We start from the raw sequence: 24,769 nt of genomic DNA on the forward strand, positions 1-24,769 counted from the left end.
TATATCGCCCCGGTCGGCGCGGCCTATGGCGGCAAGCGGATGCTCGATCAGTCCATCGGCTTCGAGAAGGCCTTTGCTGAGTTCCGGAAGGCCTCGGGCATTACCGACGCAGGGGAGCTGAAGGACTTCGAAAGTCAGATGGTGCGGATGGCGATCAAGTACGGGGTGCCCCGGAACGACGTGGCTGGCATGTTCTCAGAGGCGTCCAAAAACGGCATTGCCAATGCAGATCTCGGCCAATTCGTGCGGATAGCCATTGCACAAGCGGTCGGTTGGGACATCGACCCACGGGGCGCCGCGCAGACGATGTCTGAAACGAAGTCTGGAATGAACAAGACAATTCCCGAACTCGCAATCCTGGGAGACAAGATCAACTTTCTTGGCGACAACTCGGCAGCCAGAGAAGCGAACATCAGTCATGCGTTCGGAATCGCGGGACCGAACACCAAGGTCTCAGGCCTGAGTGAAGATACGATCTTGGCCACATTGACCGCTGCCCAGAGCACAGGTGTACGACCGGATGTCTCGGCGCGATGGTTCAGTGCCTTCATCACGACACTTCGCACCGCTCCCGATCAGCCGAAGCGCGTCGCAGGCGCCCTGAAGGATCTGGGTTACACGCCGCAGGAGATGGCAGACGGAATTAAGAACGACGCAGATAAGACCCTGGATGACTTCTGGGCGCGCGTATCCAAGGCTGAAAATAAGACGTCGATTTTCACCCGGCTGTTTGGCTTGGAGTGGCAGGACGAGACCGCGCGGGTCGCCGAGGCGGGCCCCGAGTACCGAAAGCAACGCGATGCGCTGAAGGATCCCAAGAACTACGAAGGGTCTCTGTTCCGCGGCCTGGAAATCCAGCAAAGCACGGCGGACAACCACTTGCAGCGCTTCAAGGCCCAGGTCTCCGAGATTTCCGATCGCCTGACCCGGTGGATGCTGCCGGGGATCAACCAGGCGATCGACCAGACGCTCGACGGCGTCGACCGCGCCGACAAGGCGGCGGCCTCGGGCGGTACCGGCTGGCAGATGCTGGGGGCGGCCGCGCCCGGCCTGGAGCGCGACCTGGCGCGCGACCTGTTGCGCAAGAAGTCGGCCAGGGCCGACGGGGCACTGCTCGATCTGATGCGGCTGCAGGAGCGCCGCAACCAGGTGGGCGAGGAGAAGACGAAGGCCGAGACGGCCTTGCCGTCCGTCATCGGCAAGAGCGCCCGCAAAGGCGCGGAAGCACGGGTCCGAGACCTCGGGACCGAGATCGGGACCATCGACGGCGACATCGCCCAGGCGATCGCCAAGCTGCGGGAGGCCCGCGGCGAGGTCGAGCGCTTCCAGCGTGAGAATGCCGATGCCCTGTCGGGCAGCTTCGGCGCGGCCGGCGCGGAAAGCATGGACGGCTACGTCAAGGCGATCGAGGAGGGCGGCGCCCGCGCCGTCGCGGCTGCGCAACGGATCGTCGGGCAGCTCCGGTCAATCTTCGGCTTCACGGCCTCGCCCACGATCGCGCCGAACTTCGGGGGCGCGGCGCCGGCGGGCGGCGGCGGCGGAGAGAGCGGTGGCGGCATCGGCAAACAGACCAGCACCGGGGGCGGCAACGTCCAGGTGACCCAGCACATCCACGGCACCGATCCGGCGGCGACCGCTCGCCATGCCCAGCGCGAGCAGGCCCGGGCCGTGCGGACGGCGATGGCCGGCGCGCTGCACGATCTCGGGAGCTGGGCATGAGGGTGCTGGTGTCGATCGGCGGCGCGCGGCTGGAGCGGCTCGGCCTGAACCCGGGGCGGCTGTCGATGCGGGCGGAGGCCCGGGTGCCGGGCACCGCGACCTGGTACGCGACCGACTACCAGTTCACCGGGGTCGGCGATCAGACCGTGACCATCCAGGCCCGGACGCTGCCGCACTTCATGGGCGGCCTCGACGCGATCACGACCCTGCTCGGCCATCTGCGCGCCAACCGGCCGGTCAACTACATCCGCATGGGCCGCAACTTCGCGGCCTCGATCGGCGGCCTGGTCGGGTTGAAATCCCTGCAGATCGACGAGGAGCGCCTGCACCCGGCCGACGGCGTCGGCCGGATTGTCGATGTGCAGATCGAGCTGGTGCTGGTCTCGGACACCGGCGGGGCGTTCGGAGGCTTCCTGTGACCAGCTACACGGTTCCCGGCGTCGAGGAGCGGCTCGACCGGATCGCCCGCGCGATCTACGGCAGCGAGCGAGGCGGCACCGTCGAGGCCCTCCTGGAAGCCAATCCGGGTCTGGCGGCGCATGGGCCCTTCGTGCCCGGCGGGACCGTGATCGAGGTGCCGCCGGCGCCCGAGCCCGTCGTCGCGACCGTCGTCCGGCCGTGGGAGTGAGACCATGTTCCGGCGGCCGATCGTGCGCGTCTGGGGGCCTACGGGGCGGGACCTTGCCGGCATCTGGGGCCAGTCGCTGGTCTCGGTGAAGGTGACCGACAACCGGGGCTATGAGAGCGACACGGCCGAGATCGTGCTGCGCGCCGAGCCGCCGGGCTGGACCTTCCCGCCCAAGGGCACGCTCTATCGGGTCGAGCTGGCCTGGGCCGATGGCGGGCCGGCCTTCGTCGGCCAGTACACGGTGCAGCGGGTCGGCGGCGGCGGCGATCCGGGCTCGGGCACCACGCTGCGGGTGACCTGCCGGGCGGCCGACATGGTCGACAAGCTCAAGGAAGTCGGCTCGACCCATTACGACCAGAAGACCGCCGGCGACATCTTCCGCGACATCGCCTCGAAGGCCGGGCTTTCGGCCGTGGTCGCGCCGGAGATTGCCGGCATCCAGATGCCCTACCGGCTGCGCTGGCAGCAATCGGCGATCGACTTCGCGACTGCGCTCGGCGACGACGTGGGCGCGATGGTCAAGGCGCAGATGGGTCGCCTGGTCGTGACCAAGCGGGGCGAGGGCAAGAGCGCCGGCGGGTCGTCCCTGCCGCCTGTCGAGGTCCGCTACGACCCGAACTATCGCTTCGAGGCCGAGATCGAGCCGCGGCCGCAATACAGCGAGATGGGCGGCGATTGGTACGACCCGGCGCAGGCCCAGCGTCGTCGGGAGAAGGTCCAGCCGGGCTATTCGGCCGGCCGGCATGCCCTGATGCATCCCTATCCGAGCCAGGCAGAGGCGAAGCTCGGCGCCGAGGCGGCCGGGCGGGAGCATGGCCGGAACTCAGGCTCCGGTTCCTTCGAGATGCCCGGCAACCCGCTCGCGGTCGCCGAGGCGCCCGTCATCTGCTCGGGCTTCGGTTCCGACATCGACGGGACCGAGTGGGTCTGCTCCTCGGCGGAGCACGTCGTCGAGCCCGAGAAGGGCTGGATCACGACCGTCCAGGTCGAGACGAAAGGGAGCGGAGACAAAAAGAAATAGGTGGCGGAGGCCAGCTTTCGCCGGCGGCGGGGCTAGTTTGGCGACCGGTTCCCGCCCGACAGGAGTCCCCTGATGTCGCTCCGCCTTGCGCACGTCGAGCGTGCAGGCTGGGAGTAGGGCAAGAGGGATAAAGGAATGGTTGAGAGCACGCGTGCCCGCCCGGCTGCCGGCTATGTGGGTGGTAAGAAACAGCTGGCCGGCAGGCTGGCGAAGCGGATCGCCGCGATCGATCACGAGGTCTATGCCGAGGCCTTCGTCGGGATGGGTGGTGTCTTCTTTCGGCGGTCGGCTCCGGCGAAGGTGGAGGTGATCAATGACCGCAGCCGGGATGTCGCGACATTCTTCCGCATCCTGCAGAACCACTATCAGGCCTTCATGGACATGCTCCGGTGGCAGCTCACGAGCCGCGACGAGTTCGAACGGCTGAACGGTATGGACCCCGAGCGCCTGACCGACCTGCAAAGAGCCGCACGGTTTCTGTACCTGCAGCGACTGTCCTTCGGCGGCAAGGTCGCGGGCCGCACCTTTGGGGTTGACCCCAGAGGGCCCGGCCGCTTCAACGTCGATCGTCTGGCGCCTCTTCTCGCCGAGGCCCACGAGCGCCTCGCCGGGGTCTGGATCGAGTGCCTGGACTGGCCCGATTTCCTTGCCCGATGGGATAGGCCGCAAACTCTTTTCTTCCTCGATCCACCCTACTACGGCACCGAGCACTACTACGGTCGAGGGCTCTTCGAGAGGAGCGACTACGACCGCCTTTCAGCGGCTTTGAAGGGTCTTCGAGGCTCGTTCGTGCTGACCCTGAATGACCACCCGGAGGTACGCCGCATCTTCCGGGGCTTCCGAATGGAGACGGCTGCGGTGACCTACACCATCGGCTCCGGTAACACGACGCGGGCGGGCGAGCTGATCATTTCCACGGATCGGTGAGGCGTGCCAGGTGCTACAAAACCAAGTGTCCGTGACTCCGAAATCAAGTGTCGCGCTACACCGATCCGGTCGGCCGCCAGACCGACCCCCTCATCCGCCCTTCGGGCACCTTCTCCCCCCTTAGGGGGAGAAGGGGTAACCCGTTGAGAGATCGCAGGATTCATCGCCCCCGATCCATCCGCTGGACACCCGAAGGCGGGATGAGGGGGGCGATGCCGCTACGGGCTGCAAACCCGTGGGTCGGGCAACGCGGGAGGTTGCCGACTGTCCGAAGAAGCTGAGTGGCGGAGTATCCGGCCAACCTTCTGTTTGGACGGCGGGCGGCCGCGCGTCATGTCTGCCCGCAGCAATCCGGACTCGCGCCATTCCATTGCGCACTATAGGATGGCGCCATGGATACGCCGCCGCGTCTCGAAGACCAGATCTGTTTTGCCCTCTACGGGGCGCTGCAGGCCATGACGCGGGCCTACAAGCCGCTTCTGGAGCCGCTCGGGCTGACCTATCCGCAATATCTGGTCATGCTGGTGCTGTGGGAACGCGACGGGCTCTCGGTCGGCGAGATCGGCGAACGCCTCGGGCTCGATTCGGGCACGCTGACCCCGCTTCTGAAGCGCCTGGAAGGCGCCGGCTACCTCGATCGCAGCCGCGACAAGGCCGACGAGCGGGTCGTGCGCGTGGCGCTCACCCCTGCAGGCGACGCCCTGCGTGAACCGGCCGCCGCGGCGGTCCGCGCGATCGGCTGTCTGATCGGACAGCCCGCCGGCGACCTCGCCACGCTGCGCGACGGCATCAAGGCCCTGAAGGCCAGCCTGTCGAAGTGACCCTCCCGGTGGCGCGGGCGCATCCCGGTGGCGCGGGCGGAGATTGCGCCCCGCCAGACCATGGCCAGCGCGGAGTTGGGACCGTCCCCGGCGGCCGTCGGCCTCCAAGGTCCCGCCCTACGACCCGGCAGGCCCGGCCCCCTCGGCGGCCGCGTGCCCCGGCGGCGCGCGACCGAGCGTCGTCCCGTGAAGGCCACGCCCTGCCTCGACATCCGTCCGGGCCCGGAGGCGGGACCCCGTTCGGGCGGGTTGGCGAGGCGGCGGCCTTACGGGAAGCAGCGCATCTCTGCTTCGGCCTGGGCGCGGCGGAGATCCGCGATGGTCTCGTCCATGGCGGTGTTGGCGCGGAAGGTCGAGGCGGCCTGGCCGACGCCCTGGCGCATCATCAGGATGGTCTCGGCCTGCTCGTACTTGTCGTAGGGCAGGATCGAGGCGACCACGTCGACCGAGCAGGAGCAGCGCATCAGCGCGTCGCGGGTCTGCCCGTTGGCGGCCATGCAGCCGAACACATAGTCGGCGCGCGCGGCGGTCGGGAAGTCATTCAGGGTGCCGGGGTCCACGCCGTTCTGCGCCAGCGCCGGCCCGGACAGGGCGAGCGCGGCGACACATGCGAACAGGGCCGTGCCGGCCCGGCGGCGATCAGTTCTCGACATAGCGGGTGACCTCCTCGACCAGCGGGGCGCCGCCGTCGGGCGCAGGCGTCGTGATCCGGATCTCGTAGATGAGGCCCGGGACTTCGGGCGAGACCGTGAAGCGGTAGACGGTTTCCGAGAAGGCGGCCATGCGGGCCTTCTGGGGATCGTTGACATAGGGCCTGACGGTGAATTGCGTGCCGTCGACCTCGCCGGTGCCGAGCTTGATCTTGACCGGCTCGGCGCTGGCGGCCTCGCGCATTCCGGTCCGGATCGCGTTCTTGAAGTAGCGCGGATTGCCGCCGAGCAGCTTGGCGAAATCGCCGAGATGCAGTTCCAGCATCAGGATCGCGGTCGGATTGAAGGCGACATTGTCGAACGGGCCGGCGGCACGATGCTGCGGCCCCTTGAACAGCGTCACGATGACGTTGCGCTTGGCCGCGGCCTCGCCCGGCTCCAGCGTCAACTCGACCACGTCCTTGAAGCCCGGCTTGACCTTGTCGGGATCGCGGACGCTGCGCTCGAAACCGTATTTCAAGACCGTCCCGGGCGGTGCCTTGAGATAGTGCTCGCCCTCGAACAGGACTTCGCCGACATCGGCCTTGGCGGCGGCGGAGGCCGCCGGCCCGGCCGCCTCGGCCGCGGGCACAACGGCGCCGAGCGCTAGGGCTAGGGCGAGGGCGCAGACCGCAGCCCGTGCGGTGCGCTTTCCGAATTCCATCATCGACAAGGGTCATCTCCTCCCGAGACTGTCCTGCCCGCCGCCCGCGCCGGTTCTTTGCATGTCGACGTCGGGCCGGAGCCAAGTCCGGTCCGGGATGCCGTCATTGCGCCGGTTCGCGAGCCCGGGTCGTCATTTCCCGATATTGATAGGGCGGCGGTGTGGCTGTCACGGCCTCCGCCTCGGCGAGGGCCACGATTTTGTGGTGCAGCGGCGATTTGTGGCAGGCGGGATCGGTCGCCGCGGCGTCGCCGGCGAGCGCCAGCGCCTGGCAGCGGCAGCCGCCCCAGTCGATCTCGGCCCGCTCGCAGGTCCGGCACAGGTCGGGCATCCAGTCGGTGCCGCGATAGGCCGTGAAGGCCGGCGAGTGCAGCCAGATGTCGCGCAGCGAATGCTCGCGCACGTTCCAGAATTCGAGATGCGGAATGGTCTCGGCGGCATGGCAGGGCAGCGCCTTGCCGGACGGCGCGACATTGATCGACCGGCGCCCCCAGCCGCCCGAGCAGGCCTTGGGATATTTCGCGTAATAGTCCGGGATGACCATGTCGATGACCAGCGTACCCTCCAGGCGGGTGCGGGCGGCCTCGACGAGCGCGATCGCGCGGTCGACCTCGGGCTTGGCCGGCATCAGCGCGGCGCGGTTGGCATAGGCCCAGCCGTAATACTGGGTATGGGCGACCTCGAGCCGCTTCGCCCCCATGGCGACGGCGAGGTCGACCAGGTCGCCGACCTGGTGGATGTTGCCGCGATGGATGACGGCGTTGAGGGTCAGCGGCAGGCCTGCATCGACGACCCAGCGGCCGACCTCGCGCTTCTTCTCATAGGCGCCGCGATAGCCCGCGACATGGTCGTTGACCGCCGCGTCCGCGCCTTGGATCGAAAGCTGGACGTGATCCAAGCCGGCATCGACCAGCTTCGTCAGCAGGTCCTGCGAGACGCCGACGCCGGAGGTGATCAGGTTGGAATAGATGCCGACCTCGGCGCAGTGGCGGGTCAGCTCGACGATGTCGCGCCGGGCGGTCGGCTCGCCGCCGGACAGATGGGTGTGCAGCACGCCGAGCGCGGCAGCCTCGGTGAAGACCCGCTTCCAGGTCTCGGTGTCGAGTTCGACCGAGCGCCGGTCCAGCTCCATGGGATTGGAGCAATAGGGACATTTCAGCGGGCAGCGGTGGGTCAGCTCGGCGAGCAGGCCGAGCGGTGCCGGGACGGAAACGGGCCGCGGTGCGTTCATAGCTCCAGCACCCTCTTGTTGGCGAGATCGACCAGCATGGCGCGGATGTCGGCATCGATCACCGACGGCTCTTCATTGTAGGCGGCGGCCGTCTCGGCGATCACGGTCGCGAGCGTGCGCTGGCCGTCGCAGAGCTTCAGGATGCCGGCCGCCGCCTCGTCGATCTGGAAGGCGCGTTCCGGGGCGAGCAGCATCCAGCTGTTGCGCACCTGGTCGAAACGCAGTTTCACCCCGCGCGGTAGGCGCGGCACGGCCTCGTCGGTGGCGGCATCGGCTTTCATCGGGTCTCCTCGTCCGGGATCCAGGCCCCCGGCGGCGGCAGCTTCGGATCGACATAGGCGAAATGCAGCGCGTCGAGCTGCGACCAGAGCACGTCACACTTGAAGCGCATGGCCGCGATCGCCAGAGCCTGGGTCTCGGCCGTGGTGGCGTGAGCCTTGGCATAGGCGAGCGCGAAGTCGGCATCGCGGTTCACCCGGGCCAGCCGTTCGTCGAAATAGGCGAGCGTCCGGCGGGCGATGAAGTCGTAGGAGGCGAGCATGCCGGACATGCGCTCGGAGACCACGGTCGCCGAGAACAGCTCGGTCAGCGAGGAGGCGACGGCCTCGAGCGGCGTGCGCTCGCGGACGAATTGCAGATAGGCGTCGACGGCGAAGCGGGTCGCCGGCAGCACGCCCTCGAAGGCCAGCACCTTGCCGCGATCGAGGCCGAGGCCGTCGGTCAGACGCAGCCAGCGATCGAGCCCGCTTTCGCCCTCGCCCTCGCCGTCCTGCTCGACGATGCGCCGGCGCCAGGAGCGGCGGTCGGCCGGATCGGCGAGGCGGGACAGCACCAGCGCGTCCTTCACCGGGATCATGGCCTGGTAGTAGGTGCGGTTGAGCGCCCAGGCGGTGACCTGTGCCCGGTCCAGCCGGCCGGCGCTGAGCAGGCGGTGGAACGGGTGCAGGTGATAGTAGCGCCGCGCGGCGACCTGGCGGAGTTCCTCCTCCAGTTCCGCGGGACTGAGAATCCGGGCCATGCTGTCACTCCCCTGCGCTCGGCTTGCGCGCGGAGTGATAGCATGCCGGCCCGGCCCCGGGCGCGGTACCCGGCGCCGGCCAGCCCCGCGCCGAACCGCCCCATGCCGATCGTGCCCGCCCCGGACAAGGCTGGGCGCGACGCGGGAGACGGCGGGAGCGACCGGCGGCATGGCGGGGCCTCAGGTCGGCCGGAACACGCCGGGCGGCGGCAGGCCCGGTTCGACATAGGCGAAGTAGAGCGCGTCGAGCTGCGACCAGAGCACCTCGGTCTTGAAGGTCAGGGCGGCGATCACGGCCTCCTGCTGGTCCGGGGTGCGCGCGTTCTTCTTGACGTATTCGAGCGCGAAATCGGCGTCCCGCGGCGCCTGGTCGAGCCGGCGACGGAAATAGGCGATCACCTTCTCGTCGATGAAGTCGTAATTCTCCAGCATGCCGGAGATGCGCTCCTTGTGGATGCCGGGCGCGAACAGTTCGGTCAGCGACGAGGCGACGGCTTCGAGCAGCGGCTTGTCGCGGGTGAAGTGGACATAGGCCTCGACGGCGAACTTGGTCGCCGGCAGGGCGCCGCGCTTGGAGACGACATAGTCGCGGTCGAGGCCGAGGCCGTCGGTCAGCACCAGCCAGCGCTCGATGCCGCCGGAATCCTCACCCGTTCCGTCATGGTCGGTGATCCGGTGGATCCATTCCCGGCGCAGGTCGCGGTCGTCGCAGCGCGACATCAGCGCCGCGTCCTTGCGCGGGATGGCCGACTGGTAGCAGTAGCGGTTCAGCGCCCAGGCCTGGACCTGGCCCTTGCTGAGCTTGCCGCCATGCAGCAGGTGATGGAACGGATGCAGGTTGTGATAGCGCTCCGCGCCCACCTTGCGCAGGGCGGCTTCCAATTCGTCGGGGGTCATCAGACGGGTCACAGGACCACCTCCAGGCCATCATGGGTGATTTCCCAACCGGCCTCCTCCATCGCCCGGCGTTCGGGCGAGCCCTCGATCAGGACGGGGTTGGTATTGTTGATGTGGATGAAGCAGCGTCGGCCGACCGTCAGACCGGCGAGTGCGGCGGCGCTGCCGTCCGGCCCCGACATGGAGATGTGCCCCATGCGCCGGCCGGTCTTGGCGCCGAGACCCTCGCGGATCATCTCGTCGTCGGTGTAGAGCGTGCCGTCGAAGAACAGGGCATCCGCGCCGTCGATGCGCGCCCTGACCGCGTCGGTGACGTGGGCGCAGCCGGGGATATAGACGAGGCGCGCCCCGCCGGCGCTGATCGTCACCCCCACGGTGTTCTCGCCCTCCTCCCCGATCCTGAGGCTCTGATCCTCGCGCCAGAGCGGGACCTTGCCGGGAACCGGGAAGATTTCGATGTCGAGCCCCGGCAGCGGCCGGAACGGTTCGCCGAAGGCCACGCGCCTGCGCGTCACGCAGTCGGCGGCCATCACGGCGAAGATCTGGTTGTCGGCGATCGTCCGGAGCGTCTCGTCGGTGCCGTAGAGGTCGAAGGCCTGGCGTTCGCGAAGGCCGAGAAGACCCGTCACGTGATCGACGTCGCCATTGGTGACCAGAACCGCCGCGATCGGGGAATGGCGCGAACCCGTCTGCGGGTGCAGCGCCGGCGCCGACCAGATCTGCTGGCGGATGTCGGGCGAGGCGTTCAGAAGAAGCCAACGCTCGCCGTCTGCGGATACCGCTACGCTCGACTGGGTGCGGGGACGGACCGAGCCGTCGCCCTTCCAGGCCATCCGGCAGACGCGGCAGCGGCAGTTCCATTGCGGAACGCCGCCGCCGGCTGCCGAACCGAGAACGATCGCGCGGAGACGGACAGTCATGCCCCTATCGTCCACGCATCACGATCCCGTCGTCGATCTCAGTATTCCGGCGGGAAATAGCCGTTGATCTCGAGACCGACGCAGATTTCCTGAACGAGGGGCTTGTTCCAACGCATGGTTTTTCCTCCAGTTTGTGCGACCCGCCCAGCCAAGTCTTATTTCTAAGAAATTTCTGAGAAGGTCCGTCCCGGCCGCATCGAATGTGCGACAGCTTCCGTATATTTGCAGGGTTCCATGGAGTGTCAAACAAAATAGGATAAGAGAAATCTTAGTATTTCTGCACTGCAATAAATAAGAAAACCATAAGAATGAAGTCGAATGTGCAGCTTTTCAGCCTCAATACAGGCGAGGCCCGCGCTTTCGCACGGGCCTCGGAGCCGGCCGGTCAGTTGAACCCGGATACCGCCGCGCGTCGCCGCAGCGGAATGTCGCAGTCCGGCCGCGATCAGGCGATCGTGGTGGTCACGTCGATGTTGCCGCGGGTGGCGTTGGAATAGGGGCACACCTTGTGGGCCGCCTCGACGATCTCCTCGGCGGTGGCCCGCTCGATGCCCGGCAGGGACACATGCAGCGCGACCTCGAGACCGAAGCCCCCCGGGATCTGGCCGATGCCGACGGTCGCGGTCACGCTCGCCTCGTCGACGATCTTGATCTTCTGCTTGCCGGCGACGAAGCGCAGCGCACCGAGATAGCAGGCCGAGTAGCCGGCGGCGAAGAGCTGCTCCGGATTGGTCGCGCCGGCCGCGCCGGGACCGCCCATGTCCTTCGGAACCGACAGGTTCACATCCAGCACGCCGTCGGAGGAGCGCGAATGGCCCTCCCGGCCGCCGGTCGAAGTTGCGGTCGCCTTGTAGACCGCCTGAATGCCCATGATGGCCTCCTCGGTTATTGAGGACGACACCATTATATTGCGCGCAATTTAAATGCAAGCACCCTTCCGACGAATTGCCCGGGATGCCGGAATCGTGACCGCAGCGCCCGATCCGGACCCGTTCGGCCGCCAAAGCATATTCAAGCCGGGTTCTGAAGCAGGGCCATGCCGGGTTCCATGCGGAACCGTGCTGGGTTCCATGCGGAACCGTGCCGGGTGCAGAGACGGCCCGGTTCGGCCGCCCGGCTCCGACCACGGCCGCCGATCACAGTCGCTGATGCACGGAGGCGTCGAATGGCGACAATTTTCGCTCACTTCGAAGAACGCGATTGTTTCTTGATTTACAGATTGCACTTAATAACTGCATGAAAGAGGGCGTGATTCGCCCGCCACAACCGTGGCGAAACCCACCGGAGCGGTTTGCAATGCTGAAATGGATGCTCGGACTGATCATTGCGGCTGCTCTGGCCGGCTCCGCGACGGCAGCCGAGCCCTCGGGAAAAACCCTGAGCGTCCGGTATCTCAGTGCCGATTCCGCGACCGTCCAGGCCCGCAACGCCGATCCGGCCATGGCCGGACTGAAGGGCAAGAAGTCGGTCCGCTACTTCCAGGCCGGCTCCAGCCTGCCGATCGATGCGGCCACCGGGGCGATCGACTTCGGCAGCGCGATCGGCAAACTGACGCTGAAATCCACCGAGAAGCGCGGCAACGACGACCTGACCTGGGTCGGCAAGCTGGACGGCAAGGACGGCCGCGCCATTCTGGTCGTCCGCAAGGGCTCGATCACCGGCACGATCACCAGCGACCGCGGCAGCTTCGATATCCGTCCGGTCGGCAACGGCACCCACGCGATCATCGAACGCGACGTGTCGGCCTTCCCGCCGGAGCATCCTCCGGGCGCGCTGCCGCGCGGCAACGGCGGCATCGACCCCAAGGCCAAGGTCGCCACCAAGGGGTCGCTGACCTATATCGACATCCTGGTCGCCTACAACACCGCCGCCAAGAATGCCTATGGCGGCGACATGGATGCCTATGCCCAGCTGGCGGTCGACACGGCCAACACCGCCTATTCGGACAGCGGCGTCAATGCTCGCCTGCGCCTCGCCGGCACCATCCAGACCTCCTACACCGGCACCGACTTCAACACCGCGCTGGACGACGTGACCAACGGCACCGGCGGTCTCGGCCCGATCAACACCAAGCGCGAGGCGATCGGCGCGGACGTGGTCAGCTTCATGTTCAACGGCACGGCCTATTGCGGGCTCGGCTGGCTGAACTCGTCCTCGACCACCGCCTACAGCGTCGTCTACTGGGACTGCGCCGTCTCCAACCATTCCTTTGAGCACGAGATCGGGCATAATTTCGGCGCCCGCCACGACCCCTATGTCGACAGTTCGACGACGCCCTATGCCTATGGCCACGGCTATGTCTACCAGACCTCCTGGCGGACCATCATGGCCTATGTGAATGCCTGCGGGTCCTGCCCGCGCATCGGCCGCTTCTCGAACCCGAACGTGACCTACAACAGCATCGCCACCGGCACCGCCCAGACCCACGACAATGCGCGCGTCCACAACGAGCGCGCCGCCACCATGGCGGCCTTCAAGACCCCGGCGACCACCTATGCGCTGTCGGTGACCAAGACCGGCAACGGCACGGTGACCAGTTCGCCCTCCGGCATCAGCTGCGGCTCGACCTGCTCGGCGAACTTCGCGGAAAATGCCAGCGTCACCCTGACGGCGGCCGCCTCTGTGGGCGCGACCTTCTCGACCTGGGGCGGCGCCTGCTCGGGCTCGTCGTCGACCTGCACGGTGACCATGGACGCGGCCAAGTCGGTGACCGCGACCTTCGTGGCGACGCAGATCTCCGTCTCCGTCTCGAAGAACGGCACCGGCGCCGGCACGGTCACCAGCAGCCCGTCGGGCATCGACTGCGGCTCGACCTGCTCGACCACCTTCGCCTACGCGACCAGCGTCACCCTGACCGCCACGCCCGACAATGCGTCGGTGTTCGGCGGCTGGAGCGGCTCCTGCGCCGGAACCTCGACCACCTGCACGCTCAGCGCCGATGCGGCCAAGTCGGTGATCGCCACCTTCACCAATGCCTCCGATCCGCAGACCCTGACGGTCGCCAAGAGCGGCACCGGCTCCGGCACGGTGACCAGCAGCCCGTCCGGCATCGACTGCGGCGCGACCTGTTCGTCGACCTTTGCGACCAATACCAGCGTGACGCTGACCGCCGTGGCCGCCAACGGCTCCAGCTTCAGTGCCTGGGGCGGCGCCTGCTCGGGTTCGTCGTCGACCTGCACCGTCACCATGTCGGCGGCCCGCTCCGTGACCGCGACCTTCAACACCTCGAACAGCAAGGTCCTGGTCTCCGTCACCAAGACCGGCAGCGGTACCGGCACGGTGACCAGCAGCCCGTCCGGCATCAATTGCGGCTCGACCTGCTCGATGCAGGTCAATACCGGAACGTCGGTCACGCTGACCGCGACGGTCGGCAAGAAGACCAAGTTCAAGGGCTGGTCGGGCGCATGCTCGGGCAAGAGCGCGACCTGCACCTTCACAGCCAGCACGGACAAGTCCGTCACCGCCAACTTCGCCAAGAAGTGAGACGGCGGCCGGAGGCGCCGATGCGCCCTGCCGGGTGCCGCCTTCGCGGCGGCGTCTCCGGCCGGCGGCTCGAGGCCTCCGCGACCGTATCGCCCGGAGCGGAGCCGCGCCCGTTCGTTCTGTCGGCAGCCCGCCGGCCGATCCCGCGCCGCCCTGTGTCGGCGACAGCACCATCCGATCTGAGCGGACCGGATGATGCTCTGCATGTATTTGGTTGCGCAAGCTTTTTCCGATCAGAGCGAGCCGCCTTGATCGGATCTTGCTCTAGCCGTCGGCCTTGAACATGAAGCCGCGGCCGCGGACGGTGACGATCAGCTGCTGGCCGGGCGGCGTGATCTCGCCGAGCTTGTGGCGCAGATAGCCGACATAGACGTCGACCACGTTGAGCGAAGCGCCGCCCTGGTCGGCCCAGAGCTGGTCGAAAATGTCGCCGCGCGCGACCGGACGGCCGGCGGCGCGCATCAGGACCACCAGGAGCGCGCTTTCCCGCTCGGTCAGGCGGGTCTCGGCCTCGCCGATGCGGGCGATGCGGGTCTCCAGATCCAGGGTCAGCGGCGCTGCCGTCAGGTAGCGCCCGGATTGCGGCGCGTCGGAGCGGCGCAGCATGTGGGTCTTCAGCCGCGCGACCAGTTCGCCGAAGGCGAAGGGCTTGACCACATAGTCGTCCGCCCCGGCCTCCAGCCCCTCGGCACGCTCCGAGATCGCCGCCTTGGCGGACAGCATCACGATCGGCATGGCGAAGCCTTCCGCGCGCAGGCTGCGGCACAGTTCGATGCCTGAATGGTCGGGCAGCATCACGTCGAGGATGATCGCCTCCGGCGCCAGGCGCCGCGCCTCGGGCAGGGCCGCCGCGCCGGTATCGACGACATGGACCGCGTAGCCTTCCTCGCCGAGGCCGCGCCGCAACAGCGAGCCGATATCCGGATCGTCTTCGACCACCAGGATCGTCATGCCGTTCTCCCGCCTTCCGGCTCCACGGCCGGCAGCCTGATCGTCACCGTCGTGCCGCGGGGCCGGTCGACCCCGTCGGCCGTCGCGCTGGTGACCGCGATGGTGCCCTTATGCCTCTCGACCACCCATTTTGCCAGCGCCAGACCGATTCCGAAGCCGCTGCCGGCCTCCGAACCGGCACCGCGATAGAAGCGGTCGAAGATGTGCGGCAGGTCGGCCTCGGCGATGCCGGCCCCGGTATCGGCGACCAGGATCGCCACCAGGCCGGCCTCGGCCCGGGCGACGACGCGGACGCTGCCGCCCGCCGGCGTGTGGCGGATCGCATTGGCCAGCAGGCCCTCGATCACCTGGCGCATCCAGTCCCGGTCGGCGCGCGCCGCCAGCCCCTCCCCAGCCTCGACGCCGAGCGAAACGCCGCCGCGCCGGGCGAGCGCCGCGACCGCTTCGGCCGCCTCCCCGATCAGGCCTCCGACCGGCGTGTCGGCGAGCATCAGATCGATCTCGCCGGTTTCCGACCGGGCGACGCGCAGGAGGTCCTCGACCCGCCGGTGCAGGCGCTGGGCGCGCGTGCGGATCGTCGTCAGTGCCTCGCCGGCGGGATCGCCGGCCTCGCGAGCCGGCCGGCGCAGCGCCAGATCGCATTCGCCGAGGATCACGGTCAGCGGCGTGCGCAATTCGTGGCTGACATCGGTGAAGAAGCGCCGCCGCGCGGCGTCGACGGCGGCCAGGCGCTGGTTGGCGTCGCGCAGATCGGCGGTGCGCTCGGCGATGGTCTGTTCGAGCCGCGCACGGTCGGCGGCCACCCGCGCCTCGCGCCGTTCGAGCCGGGCGGCCATGCGGTTGAAGCCGGCGAGCGCCAGGCTCAATTCGTCGCGTCCGGTCACGGAGAGGCGGGCGCGCAGGTCGCCGCGCCCGATCGCCCCGGCGCCGCGGCCGAGTTCGGCCAGACGGAGGACGAGGGGACGGGCGACCGCCCGGAACAACCAGAGCGCGAGCGCCAGGGCGAGCGCGACGGCCCCGGCCGCCGCCAGCGTCAGCCGGCCGCGCAGCGCCCGCATCTCCTCCTGGATGCGTCCGCCGGTGCGCCGTTCGTCGTCCATGATGGCGGACAGATTGGGGGCGAAGGTGACCGCGAACCCGTTCAGCGCGCCGCGGATCTGGTCGGCCACGGCACCGTCCGGCTCGGCCATCCGCTCGCCGATCTGCCGGTCGAGCACCTCGAAGCCGGCGCGGAGCCGGGCCAGCATGCGGCCGCGATTGGCGCTCGCGGCCTTCAGCCCGTCGGTCGGCGCGGTTTCGATCGCCTCGATGACGGCGCTGTCGATGGACGCGAACGCGCTGTCGACGCCGCGCCGGGCCTCCTCGATGCGGCGGTTGCCGGCGGCGCCGCGCTCGGCGGTATCGAGGGCGACGAAGGTGTAGTCGGAGATCCGGGCCGAGACCGCGCTCCACAGATCGAGCCGGCGCTGCGACGACAGGGCGCCGGCGATTCGGTCCTCGGCGAGCGACAGCGACCAGACCACCGCGACCGCGGCCAGGATGGCGGAGGCGGCGGCCAGACCGGCGACGGCGGCGATGCGGAAGCGGATCGAGGCGGTATTGAGTTTCATGAACCTTTCCCCCGCACCGCGCGCCGCGCGGCCGGAACGGACCGGCCGCCCGCCGGCCTGCGATCCCAGCCGCGATACGGGGCGCGGCGCGCCAAGGTGCCGAAACGGAGCCGGACAGGGAAGAGGCTGCCGTCGGCCGGCCGATCCCCGACCGGGCCTGCGTCGAGTTGTCTCGGCGACCATTGCGACGTTTTGCGGAAGCCGGTCAGCGGACTAACCTGACCACAACAAGGGTTCGGCAGTCTGCTTCGCAGCCTGACACCATTCGCATGTCTTGGGAGGAATCGTGGCGGTCATCAGCGAAGCGGCGGTCGGCCGGCCGGCGTCCGAGGCCGAAGCGCGGGCGGCGACGCTCATCGGACGGGCGCGCCTGCCTCTGATCGCCGGGCTGGCGGCGGACCTGGACGCGATTCGGGCGGCCTTCGCGCTCGCCGACCTGACCGGCGCGGCGGTCGATCCGGCCGCCGGCGACGCGCTCGCCGCCGAGATGCGCGCCTTCGCCGATTCCGGCCAGATGAACACCACCCCGGCCGAGGCGCGGCATCGCGCGGACCTCGTCGTTGTCGCCGGCCCGGCCGCGCTGGCCCATGCGGTCGCGGTCGGCCTGTTCGAGGAGGCCGCGAACCCGCTCTATCCCTGGCGGACCCGGCGCAAGGTCGTGCTGATCGGCTGCGGCGACGCCCCGGCGGTCGATTTCGGACCCACCACCGTCGCCGTGACCCATCTCGACGCCGATCCCGCCCATCTGCGCCCGGTCCTGGCGGCCCTGCGCGCGGCCGCGGCCGGCCACGGCCTCAGCGCGCCCAGGGACAACCGACCGACCCTGGCGGCGATCGCCGCGGCAGCGGCCGAGATCAAGGCCGCGGCCTTCGGCGTGCTGGTCTACGACCCGGCCGGGCTCGGCGCGCTCGGCATCGAACTGGCGCAGGGCCTCGTCAAGGATATGAACGCCGCCACGCGCTTCTCCGCGCTGACGCCGCCGCCGGCGCTCAACGGCAAGGCCGCCGCGCTCGCGGGGTTGTGGACCGTCGGCCTGCCCGGCCGCTTCGGCATGATCCGCGGCGTGCCGAAGGGCGACGACTGGCGCTTCGACGGCCGCCGGCTGGTCGCCTCCGGCGAGGCCGACGCGGTGTTGTGGGTCGGCCCCTTGGCCGCCGGCCTGCCGGACTGGCTGCCCGCGGCCGGCACGGTCGCGCTGGTGCCGCCCGGGCAGGCCGTGGCGGCGGAGGTGACGATCGAGGTCGGCGTGCCCGGCATCGACCATGGCGGCACGCTCTACGAGGCGCGCCGCGACGGGCTCAGCTATGTGGAGCCGTCGGCGCCGACGGCGCGCCCGCGCGCGGCGGCCGTGATCGGACGCCTCGCACAAATCATCCAGGGAGGCGCGGCATGCTGATCCGTCTCGCCGGCGGCCGCGTCATCGATCCCGTCCAGGGGCTCGACGCGGTCGGCGACATCTATGTCCGCGACGGCCGCATCGTCGCCGCCCCCGAACCGGGCGAGGCGGTCGACGAGACCCACGATTGCCGCAGCCGCATCGTGATGGCCGGCGCCATCGACGTGCACAGCCACATCGCCGGCGGCAACGTGACGCTGGCGCGGCTCCTGCTGCCCGAACTGCATGTCAACGAGGCGCCCTCGCCCGACGGCATGCCCTTCGCCCATGCGCGCTGGTCGAGCTGGGAGATCGGCCGGCTCTATGCCGAGATGGGCTTCACCACGGTGATCGAGCCGGCGCTGGCGCCGACCCACGCGCTGCAGACCCATCTGGAACTGGCCGACCTGCCGGTCATCGACAAGGGCGCGCTGACGGTCGTCGGCAACGACGACCTGCTCCTGAAGCTGCTGCGTGAGCGGGAGAGCCGGGACGCGGTGCGCGACGCGGTCGCCCACGCGCTCGCCGCCTCGCGCGGCCTCGGCCTCAAGGTGATCAATGCCGGCGGCGCGCCGGCCTTCAAGTCGAACCTGCGCAGCTTCTCGTTCGACGACGAAGTGCCCCATTACGGGCTCACCTCGCGCCGGATCGTGACCGGGCTGCTCGACGCGGCCGCCGAGATCGGCGTGCCGCATCCGCTCCACGTGCATTGCAACAATCTCGGCGTGCCGGGCGCGACCGAGACCGTCCGGGCGACCATGGCGGGCGCCGAGGGGCGGCCGATTCATCTCGCCCATATCCAGTTCTACGCCTATGAGGAGGACCCGGCCGGGCTGTTCCGCTCGGGCGCCGAGGCGGTCGCGGCGGCGCTGGCGGCCCATCCGAACGTCTCGGTCGATGTCGGCCAGGTCATGTTCGGGCCGACCGTGACCATCTCGCTCGACATCATGAAGCAGTATTCCGGCCACGCCCATGCCAGCCCGAAGAAATGGGCGCTGGTCGACGGCGACGCGGAAGGCGGCGGCATCGTGCCGATCGACTACCGGGCCAAGAGCTGGGTCAACCAGCTGCAATGGGCGATCGGGCTCGAACTGTTCCTGCTCTCGCCCGATCCCTGGCGCTGCCTGATGACCACCGACCATCCCAATGGCGGCCCGTTCACGTCCTACCCCGAGATCCTGCACCTGCTCATGGACCGCGGCGAGCGCGCGCGCTGGATCGCCCGCATGCCCGAAGAGGCGAAGCGGCGCTGCGGCCTCGCCGCCCTGGAGCGGGAATATACCCTCGACGAGGTGGCGATCATGACCCGCGCCGCGCCGGCCCGGCTGCTTGGGCTCGCCGACCGCGGCCATCTGAAGCCCGGCGCCGTCGCCGACATCGCCGTCTATGACGACCTCGCCGACCGCGCCGCCATGTTCCGCGCGGCGCGGCTGGTGCTGAAGGACGGCCGGGTCGCGGTGCGCGACGGCCGCTGCACCGGCTGGATCTTCGGCCGCACCCATACCCTGAAACCGGGCTACGACGCCGCCATGACCCGCGAGGTCGAGACCTATCTGACCGACCGCTACGGCGTCGGCGCCAAGGCCTTCGCGGTTCCCGACGACGCCTTCGGCGAACGCCACGTCTTCAAGGTCGAGCCATGCAGCCACTGAGTCTCAACGGCGTCACGATCGACGACAGCTTCGCCGAGGCCTTCGACATGGCCGCGACCGGCCTCGTCATCACCGCGCCGACCGCGCGCTGGGCCGAGATCGCCGCCCGCACCATGACCGGTTTCGCCACCTCGGTGATCGCCTGTGGGGTCGAGGCCGGCATCGACCGCGAACTCGCCCCCGACGAGACCCCGGACGGACGGCCGGGCTTCCGGGTGCTGATGTTCGGCTTCGACGGCAAGGGCCTGGAGATGCAGATCCAGAACCGGGTCGGGCAATGCGTGCTGACCAGCCCGGGCTCGGCCTGTTTCGCGGGCCTCGAGGGCACCAGGAAGCTGAAGCTCGGCGCCACCTTGCGCTTCTTCGGCGACGGCAACCAGATCTCCAAGCGGCTCGGCGGCAAGCACTATTGGCGCGTGCCGGTGATGGACGGCGAGTTCCTGGTCGAGCATTCGACCGGCCTTTCGGAAAGCGCGATCGGCGGCGGCAACCTGCTGATCCTCGGGCGCAGCCATGCCGAGGTGCTGGAGGCATCGGAGGCGGCCGTCGCGGCGGCCTCGACGGTCGCCGACGTGATCCTGCCCTTTCCGGGCGGCATCGTGCGCTCGGGCTCCAAGGTCGGCTCGAAATACAAGGCGCTGATCGCCTCGACCAATAACGCCTTCTGCCCGGTGCTGCGCGGCGACCCCGGCTCGGAGCTCGACGCCGACACGAATTGCGTGATGGAACTGGTCATGGACGGGCTGTCCTTCGAGGCGATCCAGGAATCCATGCGCCGCGGCCTGCACGCCGCCTGCGCGTTCGGGCCGGAGCACGGCATCCTGCGCATCTCGGCCGGCAATTACGGCGGCAATCTCGGCCGCCATCACTTCAAGCTGAGGGACCTTCTCTGATGGCCGCCCTCGTCTTCCGCCTGCGCGCCGCCCCACCCGAACGGCTCGATCTCTCGGCCCTGACCCGGGCGGGTCTCGCCGGTCTCGACCGCGCCGCGATCGCCGCCCTGGTGATCGGAACCACCAGACAGGCGCCCACGGTCGGCGATCTCTTCGAGGTGATCGGCGACGACACGGGCGAGATCGTGTTCGAGGGCGGCTCGGACCGTTTCGACCGGATCGGCGCGGGCCTGACCGGCGCGGCCCGGATCACCGTGGTCGGCGATGCCGGCCTCGATGTCGGCGCCGGCATGAAGGGCGGCGCGATCCGGGTGACCGGATCGGCCCTGCACCGGGCCGGTGCCGGCATGACCGGCGGGCTCCTGACCATCGGCGGCGATGCCGGCGACTTCACCGGCGGCACCGCCGCGTCCGGCGCCATGGCGGGCCAGGCCGGCGGCGTGATCGTGGTCGGCGGCCGGGTCGGCGACCGGGCCGGCGACCGCATGCGCCGCGGCCTGCTGGTGGCTCTCACCGGGACCGGCGCCCATGCCGGCGCGCGCATGTCCGGCGGCACTATCGTGACGGCCGAACTCGGCGCCGAGCCCGGCACCCTGATGAAGCGCGGCACGATGGTCGCAGGGCGGCACGGCGATCTCGGCCCGACCTTCGTGCCGGCCGGCCGCTACGAACTGCCCTTTCTGCGCCTTCTGGCCCGGCACATTGCCACAACGGTGCCGGTGGCCGCCGGGCTGATACCCGAACGGGCCATGCGTTGGCGTGGCGACATGGCGGCGCTCGGCAAGGGCGAGATCCTGATCGGGGCCGGCTGAAGCCTGTCCTTTCCGCGCGGAAGGACGGTCGTGCCCTGGCGGACGGCCCGATCGGTGCCGGCATGCCTCGGCGCGGCGCCGGATCGCGGCCAAGGCCGTCCGGGTCGCGTCGACGGTCGACGATCAGCTGCCCGGAGGCGGCAGGAAGCGCGCCGCCGTCGGTTTGCCGGTTTATCGATCAGTCCCGATCCCGGCCGTGACAAAAGATCGCAGACACTTCCCCGCAGGTTGCCCGGTTTTTGGGCGATCGACCGATGTGCGGCGCACAAGTTTTGTGTGCATCGCAATATTTCGTGGGGATTTTGCCGGGACGCCGCGGGGCCGACATCCGCCCGAACGGCGCGATCACATGATTGTGACGTAAGGGCACCGAGACCGGTTGTCCCTGTTGAGACTTCGGCCCTTTTCGCCCCCGAGCTGGAATTTCAGAACTCGCCTTTGCGGGCCGGCCCGGCCCCACGGCGGCTGCGGGGCCGCGCGTGGCACGGGGCTTGCCAACCTATGCCTGTACGGCGGACCGCGGATAACACCGGCGGCGGGACCGTAACGAAAGACGAACAGACCGCGACCTCTGGGGCGATTCCACAGGGATCCGAGCGATCCCGACGACGCGAGGCCGGAGGATCGGCGGCAAGCGAGGTGAGAGAACGACCCGGAGGGTGACATCCGACCCTGACACGGAAGGTCGCACCCCATGGAACTGATCCTGGCCGTTTGCATGTTGTCCACGCCCGGCGATTGCCGGGAAGAGCGTCTGTCGGTGAGCGTCGAGGAAGTCGCCCCCATGCAATGCATGATCGGCGCTCAGCCCATCATCGCCGAGTGGTCGCAGTCGCATCCCAAGTGGAAGATCGAGCGCTGGCGCTGCGGACCGGCCGGTCGCGACGGCTATCGGATCTGAATCCCGGTCCCGACGAAGACGGCGGTCCCGCGCCTCGGCGCCGGTCCTGTGCCCAGCATGCCGCCGGCCCGGTCCTGGCGCTCCCCGCTCGACCGTTCGGCCCCCGACGGTCTTGCGCGGTCCGGACCGCGTGAGCCACGATGCATCGCCTCTGACCGGGATGCTTCGCCATGGCTCATCGCAGTCCGGACCTGCGCCGGTCCCTGATCTTCGTGGCCGGTGCCGACGCGGTCGCCCAGGACCAGGCCCTCGGAGCGCGGCCCGACGTGCTCATTCAGGATCTGGAGGACTTCACGCCGCGGCCTTTGAAGGAGACCGGTCGGTCGCGTGCCGCCGCGCTTTTCGCCGCCTGCCGGCAGGCGGGCGCGATGGCGGCGGTTCGCATCGACCGTCTCGCCGACGGCGGCCTGCTCGACCTGGACGCCGTCGTCCCCGCGCGTCCCGACCTCATCCTGCTGCCGAAGGCCGAATCGGCAGCGGAGATCGCGGCATTGGATGCGGCCATCGGCACACGCGAGGCCCTGCATGGACTTGAACCCGGGACCATCGAGATCGTGCCGACCGTGGAGACGGCGCGCGGCGTCCTCAGGCTGGAGGCGATCGTGTCCGCAAGCGCCCGCATCCGGTCGGCCGTCCTCGGTGCCGAGGATCTGGCGGCCGATCTCATGGCGCCGCGCACCCGCGAAGGCGGCGAACTCGCCTATGCGCGTGCCCGATTTCTCCTCGAATGCCGTGCGCTCGGTATCGAGCCGGTCGATCCGCCCTACACCTTCGCGGACGAGGCCGGCTGCGCAAGCGAGGCCCGCAGGGCCGCCGCAGCCGGCTACCGCTCGAAGAGCACCGTGACGCCCGGCCACGTCGCCATCCTGCACGCGGTGTTCAGCCCGGACGCCGATGCGCTCCGCCACGCGCAGAACGTGGTCGCCGCCTTCGACGAAGCCCGGGCCCGCGGCGCCGACCGGGTGCTGGTCGACGGTCTGTGGATCGAACCGCCGACCTATCGGCGCGCCTGCGCGCTCATCGAACGCGCCGAAGCCCTCGCGGCCGCGTCCGCCGCTTGAGAACCGCCAGCCTCAGGAATCGTATTTGATATAGGCGAAGCGCAGGTCCTTGTCGGGGGTGCCTTCGAGGCCCTTGCCCTCAAGGCCGGGCTGCCATTGCACGACCTCCTCGATCTTGGCGGCGAGCGCGAAATCCTTGTCGGTGATGCCCTTCGCGGCATGGTTCATCAACCGCACCTCGACCCAGGCATAGGAGGCCGTCAGGTCGGGATGGTGCCAGGCGGCCTCGGCGAGATGGCCGACCGTGTTGATCACCATCAGGGTGCCCTTCCAGCTGGAGGTGCGGTAGGTGCGCCGGATCCAGCCGTCCTCCAGGCGCCAATGCGGCAGGTCGGCGGCCAACCGGGCGCGGACCTCGTCGTCCGTATAGGTCTTCTCGGTCTGACGCTCGCTCATCGTTGCGCTCTCCGGCTCGACGGGCCAAAATCCCGGTCGACTGGTCACGACATTGCGTCGGACCCTGACAAGGCAGAAACCTAGGGGCGATGATGGTGTCCGTCCAGACGCGGCCCGGGCTGGTCCGCGTGACCGCTCCCGCGCGCTTGCATATCGGCTTCCTCGATCTCAACGGCGATTTGGGGCGGCGCTTCGGCTCGATCGGCCTCGCCGTCGACCGGCCGGCCGCCATCATCCGCATCGCACGCGCCGGCGTCACCGCCGTGTCCGGCGCCGAGGTCGGCCGCGCACACCGCTATCTGGTCGCCGCCTGCCGGGTGCTCGGAGCCAAGCCCGGCCACGATCTCGTCGTCGCCGGCGCCATGCCGGCCCATGCCGGATTCGGGTCCGGAACCCAGCTGGCGCTGGCCATCGCGGCCGGGGTGGCGCGGCTGGAAGGTCTGCCTTTCGACGCGGGCGCGATCGCCGCCGAGCTCGATCGCGGCGCCCGCTCGGGCATCGGCGTGGCGGCCTTCGAGGGCGGCGGCTTCGTGCTCGACGGCGGCAAGGGCGCGGGGCCGGCGGCGCCGCCGATCATCGCCCGGCTGCCGATCCCGGAGGCCTGGCGCATCGTGCTGGTCCTCGACGAAACCACCGACGGCGTCCACGGCGACGACGAACTGGCCGCCTTCCGGGCGCTGCCGACCTTCCCGGCCGCCGATGCCGCCCATCTCTGCCGGCTCGTGCTGATGCGCATGCTGCCGTCGCTGGCGGAGGCCGACATCGCCGGCTTCGGCGCGGCGGTGACCGAGATCCAGGCCCGGCTCGGCGACCATTTCGCCCCCGCGCAGGGCGGCGGCCGCTTCACGTCGCCGCGGGTCGCGGCCGCGCTCGCGGCTCTCGCGCAAGCCGGCGCGGCCGGCCATGGGCAGAGTTCCTGGGGTCCGACCGGCTTCGCACTCTTCGCCTCGGACCGCGCCGCCGAGGCCGCCGTCGCCGCCCTTGCGCTGAATGACCGCATCGCGGACGGTTTGAATTTCATCATCGTCAGGGGCAGAAACCAGGGAGCCGTAATCGAGGCCGAATAAGCGGCCGCTGCGGATCGCCCGCCAGACGGGCGC

General features: G+C 69.4%; 24 protein-coding genes and 1 pseudogene. 14 read left to right on the top strand and 11 right to left on the bottom strand.

The window, feature by feature from the left end:
* From KL771_RS20610 to KL771_RS20635, 6 genes are all read left to right on the top strand, one after another.
* Positions 1-1,719: phage tail tape measure protein (locus tag KL771_RS20610; RefSeq protein ID WP_261970400.1), on the top strand; the 1,719-nt coding region annotated here is incomplete at its 5' end.
* On the top strand, positions 1,716-2,138 hold the full coding sequence (locus KL771_RS20615; RefSeq protein ID WP_261970401.1) for a phage tail protein: 423 nt from the start codon (positions 1,716-1,718) through the stop codon (positions 2,136-2,138). The genes KL771_RS20610 and KL771_RS20615, both read left to right, overlap by 4 nt.
* Positions 2,135-2,347: a tail protein X gene (locus KL771_RS20620; protein WP_261970402.1), complete on the top strand. Its 213-nt coding sequence runs from the start codon at positions 2,135-2,137 to the stop codon at positions 2,345-2,347. Before KL771_RS20615 ends, KL771_RS20620 begins: the two co-directional genes overlap by 4 nt.
* A gap of 4 nt (positions 2,348-2,351) precedes the next feature.
* Positions 2,352-3,368: a phage late control D family protein gene (locus KL771_RS20625; protein ID WP_261970403.1), complete on the top strand. Its 1,017-nt coding sequence runs from the start codon at positions 2,352-2,354 to the stop codon at positions 3,366-3,368.
* A gap of 135 nt (positions 3,369-3,503) precedes the next feature.
* Entirely contained in the window at positions 3,504-4,295 is a 792-nt protein-coding gene (locus KL771_RS20630; protein ID WP_261970404.1) for a DNA adenine methylase, read from the top strand.
* Positions 4,296-4,687: 392 nt separating this feature from the next.
* Positions 4,688-5,116, top strand: a complete 429-nt coding sequence (locus KL771_RS20635) for a MarR family winged helix-turn-helix transcriptional regulator (protein WP_261970405.1) — start codon at positions 4,688-4,690, stop codon at positions 5,114-5,116.
* 266 nt (positions 5,117-5,382) lie between these two features.
* On the opposite strand, the gene KL771_RS20640 is transcribed toward KL771_RS20635, so the two are convergent.
* From KL771_RS20640 to KL771_RS20675, 8 genes and pseudogenes are all read right to left on the bottom strand, one after another.
* On the bottom strand, positions 5,383-5,769 hold the full coding sequence (locus KL771_RS20640; RefSeq protein ID WP_261970406.1) for a hypothetical protein: 387 nt from the start codon (positions 5,767-5,769) through the stop codon (positions 5,383-5,385).
* Positions 5,756-6,472, bottom strand: coding sequence for a hypothetical protein (locus KL771_RS20645; RefSeq protein ID WP_261970407.1), 717 nt, complete (start codon positions 6,470-6,472; stop codon positions 5,756-5,758). Before KL771_RS20645 ends, KL771_RS20640 begins: the two co-directional genes overlap by 14 nt.
* A gap of 100 nt (positions 6,473-6,572) precedes the next feature.
* On the bottom strand, positions 6,573-7,700 hold the full coding sequence (pqqE, locus tag KL771_RS20650; RefSeq protein WP_261970408.1) for a pyrroloquinoline quinone biosynthesis protein PqqE: 1,128 nt from the start codon (positions 7,698-7,700) through the stop codon (positions 6,573-6,575).
* A pseudogene (pqqC, locus tag KL771_RS20660) lies at positions 7,697-8,718 on the bottom strand (pyrroloquinoline-quinone synthase PqqC). The gene pqqE and the pseudogene pqqC (KL771_RS20660) overlap by 4 nt, the downstream one beginning before the upstream one ends.
* 180 nt (positions 8,719-8,898) lie before the next feature.
* Positions 8,899-9,615 (bottom strand): pyrroloquinoline-quinone synthase PqqC, encoded by a 717-nt coding sequence (gene pqqC / locus KL771_RS20665; RefSeq protein WP_261970616.1) that lies wholly within the window; start codon positions 9,613-9,615, stop codon positions 8,899-8,901.
* An 8-nt stretch (positions 9,616-9,623) separates the two neighbouring features.
* Positions 9,624-10,535 carry a pyrroloquinoline quinone biosynthesis protein PqqB gene (gene pqqB / locus KL771_RS20670; protein ID WP_261970411.1) on the bottom strand — a complete coding sequence of 304 codons (912 nt, stop codon included), beginning with the start codon at positions 10,533-10,535 and terminating at the stop codon, positions 9,624-9,626.
* A gap of 38 nt (positions 10,536-10,573) precedes the next feature.
* Positions 10,574-10,651 carry a pyrroloquinoline quinone precursor peptide PqqA gene (gene pqqA / locus KL771_RS28395; protein WP_140940681.1) on the bottom strand — a complete coding sequence of 26 codons (78 nt, stop codon included), beginning with the start codon at positions 10,649-10,651 and terminating at the stop codon, positions 10,574-10,576.
* A 329-nt stretch (positions 10,652-10,980) separates the two neighbouring features.
* On the bottom strand, positions 10,981-11,400 hold the full coding sequence (locus KL771_RS20675) for an organic hydroperoxide resistance protein (protein WP_315901519.1): 420 nt from the start codon (positions 11,398-11,400) through the stop codon (positions 10,981-10,983).
* Between the two features lie 431 nt (positions 11,401-11,831).
* Here KL771_RS20675 and KL771_RS20680 point away from each other — a divergent pair, with 431 nt between their 5' ends.
* Positions 11,832-14,018, top strand: coding sequence for an InlB B-repeat-containing protein (locus tag KL771_RS20680; protein WP_261970412.1), 2,187 nt, complete (start codon positions 11,832-11,834; stop codon positions 14,016-14,018).
* 264 nt (positions 14,019-14,282) lie between these two features.
* Here KL771_RS20680 and KL771_RS20685 read toward each other — a convergent pair whose 3' ends face one another.
* Together KL771_RS20685 and KL771_RS20690 are read right to left on the bottom strand one after the other, a co-directional pair.
* Entirely contained in the window at positions 14,283-14,969 is a 687-nt protein-coding gene (locus KL771_RS20685) for a response regulator transcription factor (protein WP_261970413.1), read from the bottom strand.
* Positions 14,966-16,579 carry a sensor histidine kinase gene (locus tag KL771_RS20690; protein ID WP_261970414.1) on the bottom strand — a complete coding sequence of 538 codons (1,614 nt, stop codon included), beginning with the start codon at positions 16,577-16,579 and terminating at the stop codon, positions 14,966-14,968. The genes KL771_RS20685 and KL771_RS20690 overlap by 4 nt, the downstream gene beginning before the upstream one ends.
* 286 nt (positions 16,580-16,865) lie before the next feature.
* On the opposite strand from KL771_RS20690, the gene KL771_RS20695 reads away from it, so the two are divergent.
* The 6 genes from KL771_RS20695 (at position 16,866) to KL771_RS20720 (ending at position 23,273) form a co-directional block, all read left to right on the top strand.
* Positions 16,866-17,975, top strand: a complete 1,110-nt coding sequence (locus tag KL771_RS20695; protein WP_261970415.1) for a formyltransferase — start codon at positions 16,866-16,868, stop codon at positions 17,973-17,975.
* Complete coding sequence (locus tag KL771_RS20700) at positions 17,969-19,606, top strand: formylmethanofuran dehydrogenase subunit A (RefSeq protein WP_261970416.1); 1,638 nt, start codon at positions 17,969-17,971, stop codon at positions 19,604-19,606. The genes KL771_RS20695 and KL771_RS20700 overlap by 7 nt, the downstream gene beginning before the upstream one ends.
* A complete protein-coding gene (fhcD, locus tag KL771_RS20705; RefSeq protein ID WP_261970417.1) occupies positions 19,594-20,499 on the top strand; it encodes a formylmethanofuran--tetrahydromethanopterin N-formyltransferase in 906 nt (301 codons plus the stop codon). The genes KL771_RS20700 and fhcD overlap by 13 nt, the downstream gene beginning before the upstream one ends.
* Entirely contained in the window at positions 20,499-21,311 is an 813-nt protein-coding gene (locus KL771_RS20710) for a formylmethanofuran dehydrogenase subunit C (RefSeq protein WP_261970418.1), read from the top strand. Before fhcD ends, KL771_RS20710 begins: the two co-directional genes overlap by 1 nt.
* 694 nt (positions 21,312-22,005) lie before the next feature.
* A complete protein-coding gene (locus KL771_RS20715) occupies positions 22,006-22,212 on the top strand; it encodes a hypothetical protein (RefSeq protein ID WP_261970419.1) in 207 nt (68 codons plus the stop codon).
* Between the two features lie 170 nt (positions 22,213-22,382).
* Entirely contained in the window at positions 22,383-23,273 is an 891-nt protein-coding gene (locus tag KL771_RS20720) for an HpcH/HpaI aldolase/citrate lyase family protein (RefSeq protein WP_261970420.1), read from the top strand.
* Positions 23,274-23,285: 12 nt separating this feature from the next.
* Here KL771_RS20720 and KL771_RS20725 read toward each other — a convergent pair whose 3' ends face one another.
* On the bottom strand, positions 23,286-23,669 hold the full coding sequence (locus KL771_RS20725; protein ID WP_261970421.1) for a 4a-hydroxytetrahydrobiopterin dehydratase: 384 nt from the start codon (positions 23,667-23,669) through the stop codon (positions 23,286-23,288).
* An 89-nt stretch (positions 23,670-23,758) separates the two neighbouring features.
* Between KL771_RS20725 and KL771_RS20730 the strand changes: the two genes are divergently transcribed.
* Positions 23,759-24,736 (top strand): beta-ribofuranosylaminobenzene 5'-phosphate synthase family protein, encoded by a 978-nt coding sequence (locus tag KL771_RS20730; protein WP_261970422.1) that lies wholly within the window; start codon positions 23,759-23,761, stop codon positions 24,734-24,736.
* Positions 24,737-24,769: the final 33 nt, after the last annotated feature.

The organism is Prosthecodimorpha staleyi, assembly GCF_018729455.1.
Classification (GTDB): Bacteria; Pseudomonadota; Alphaproteobacteria; order Rhizobiales; family Ancalomicrobiaceae; genus Prosthecodimorpha; species Prosthecodimorpha staleyi.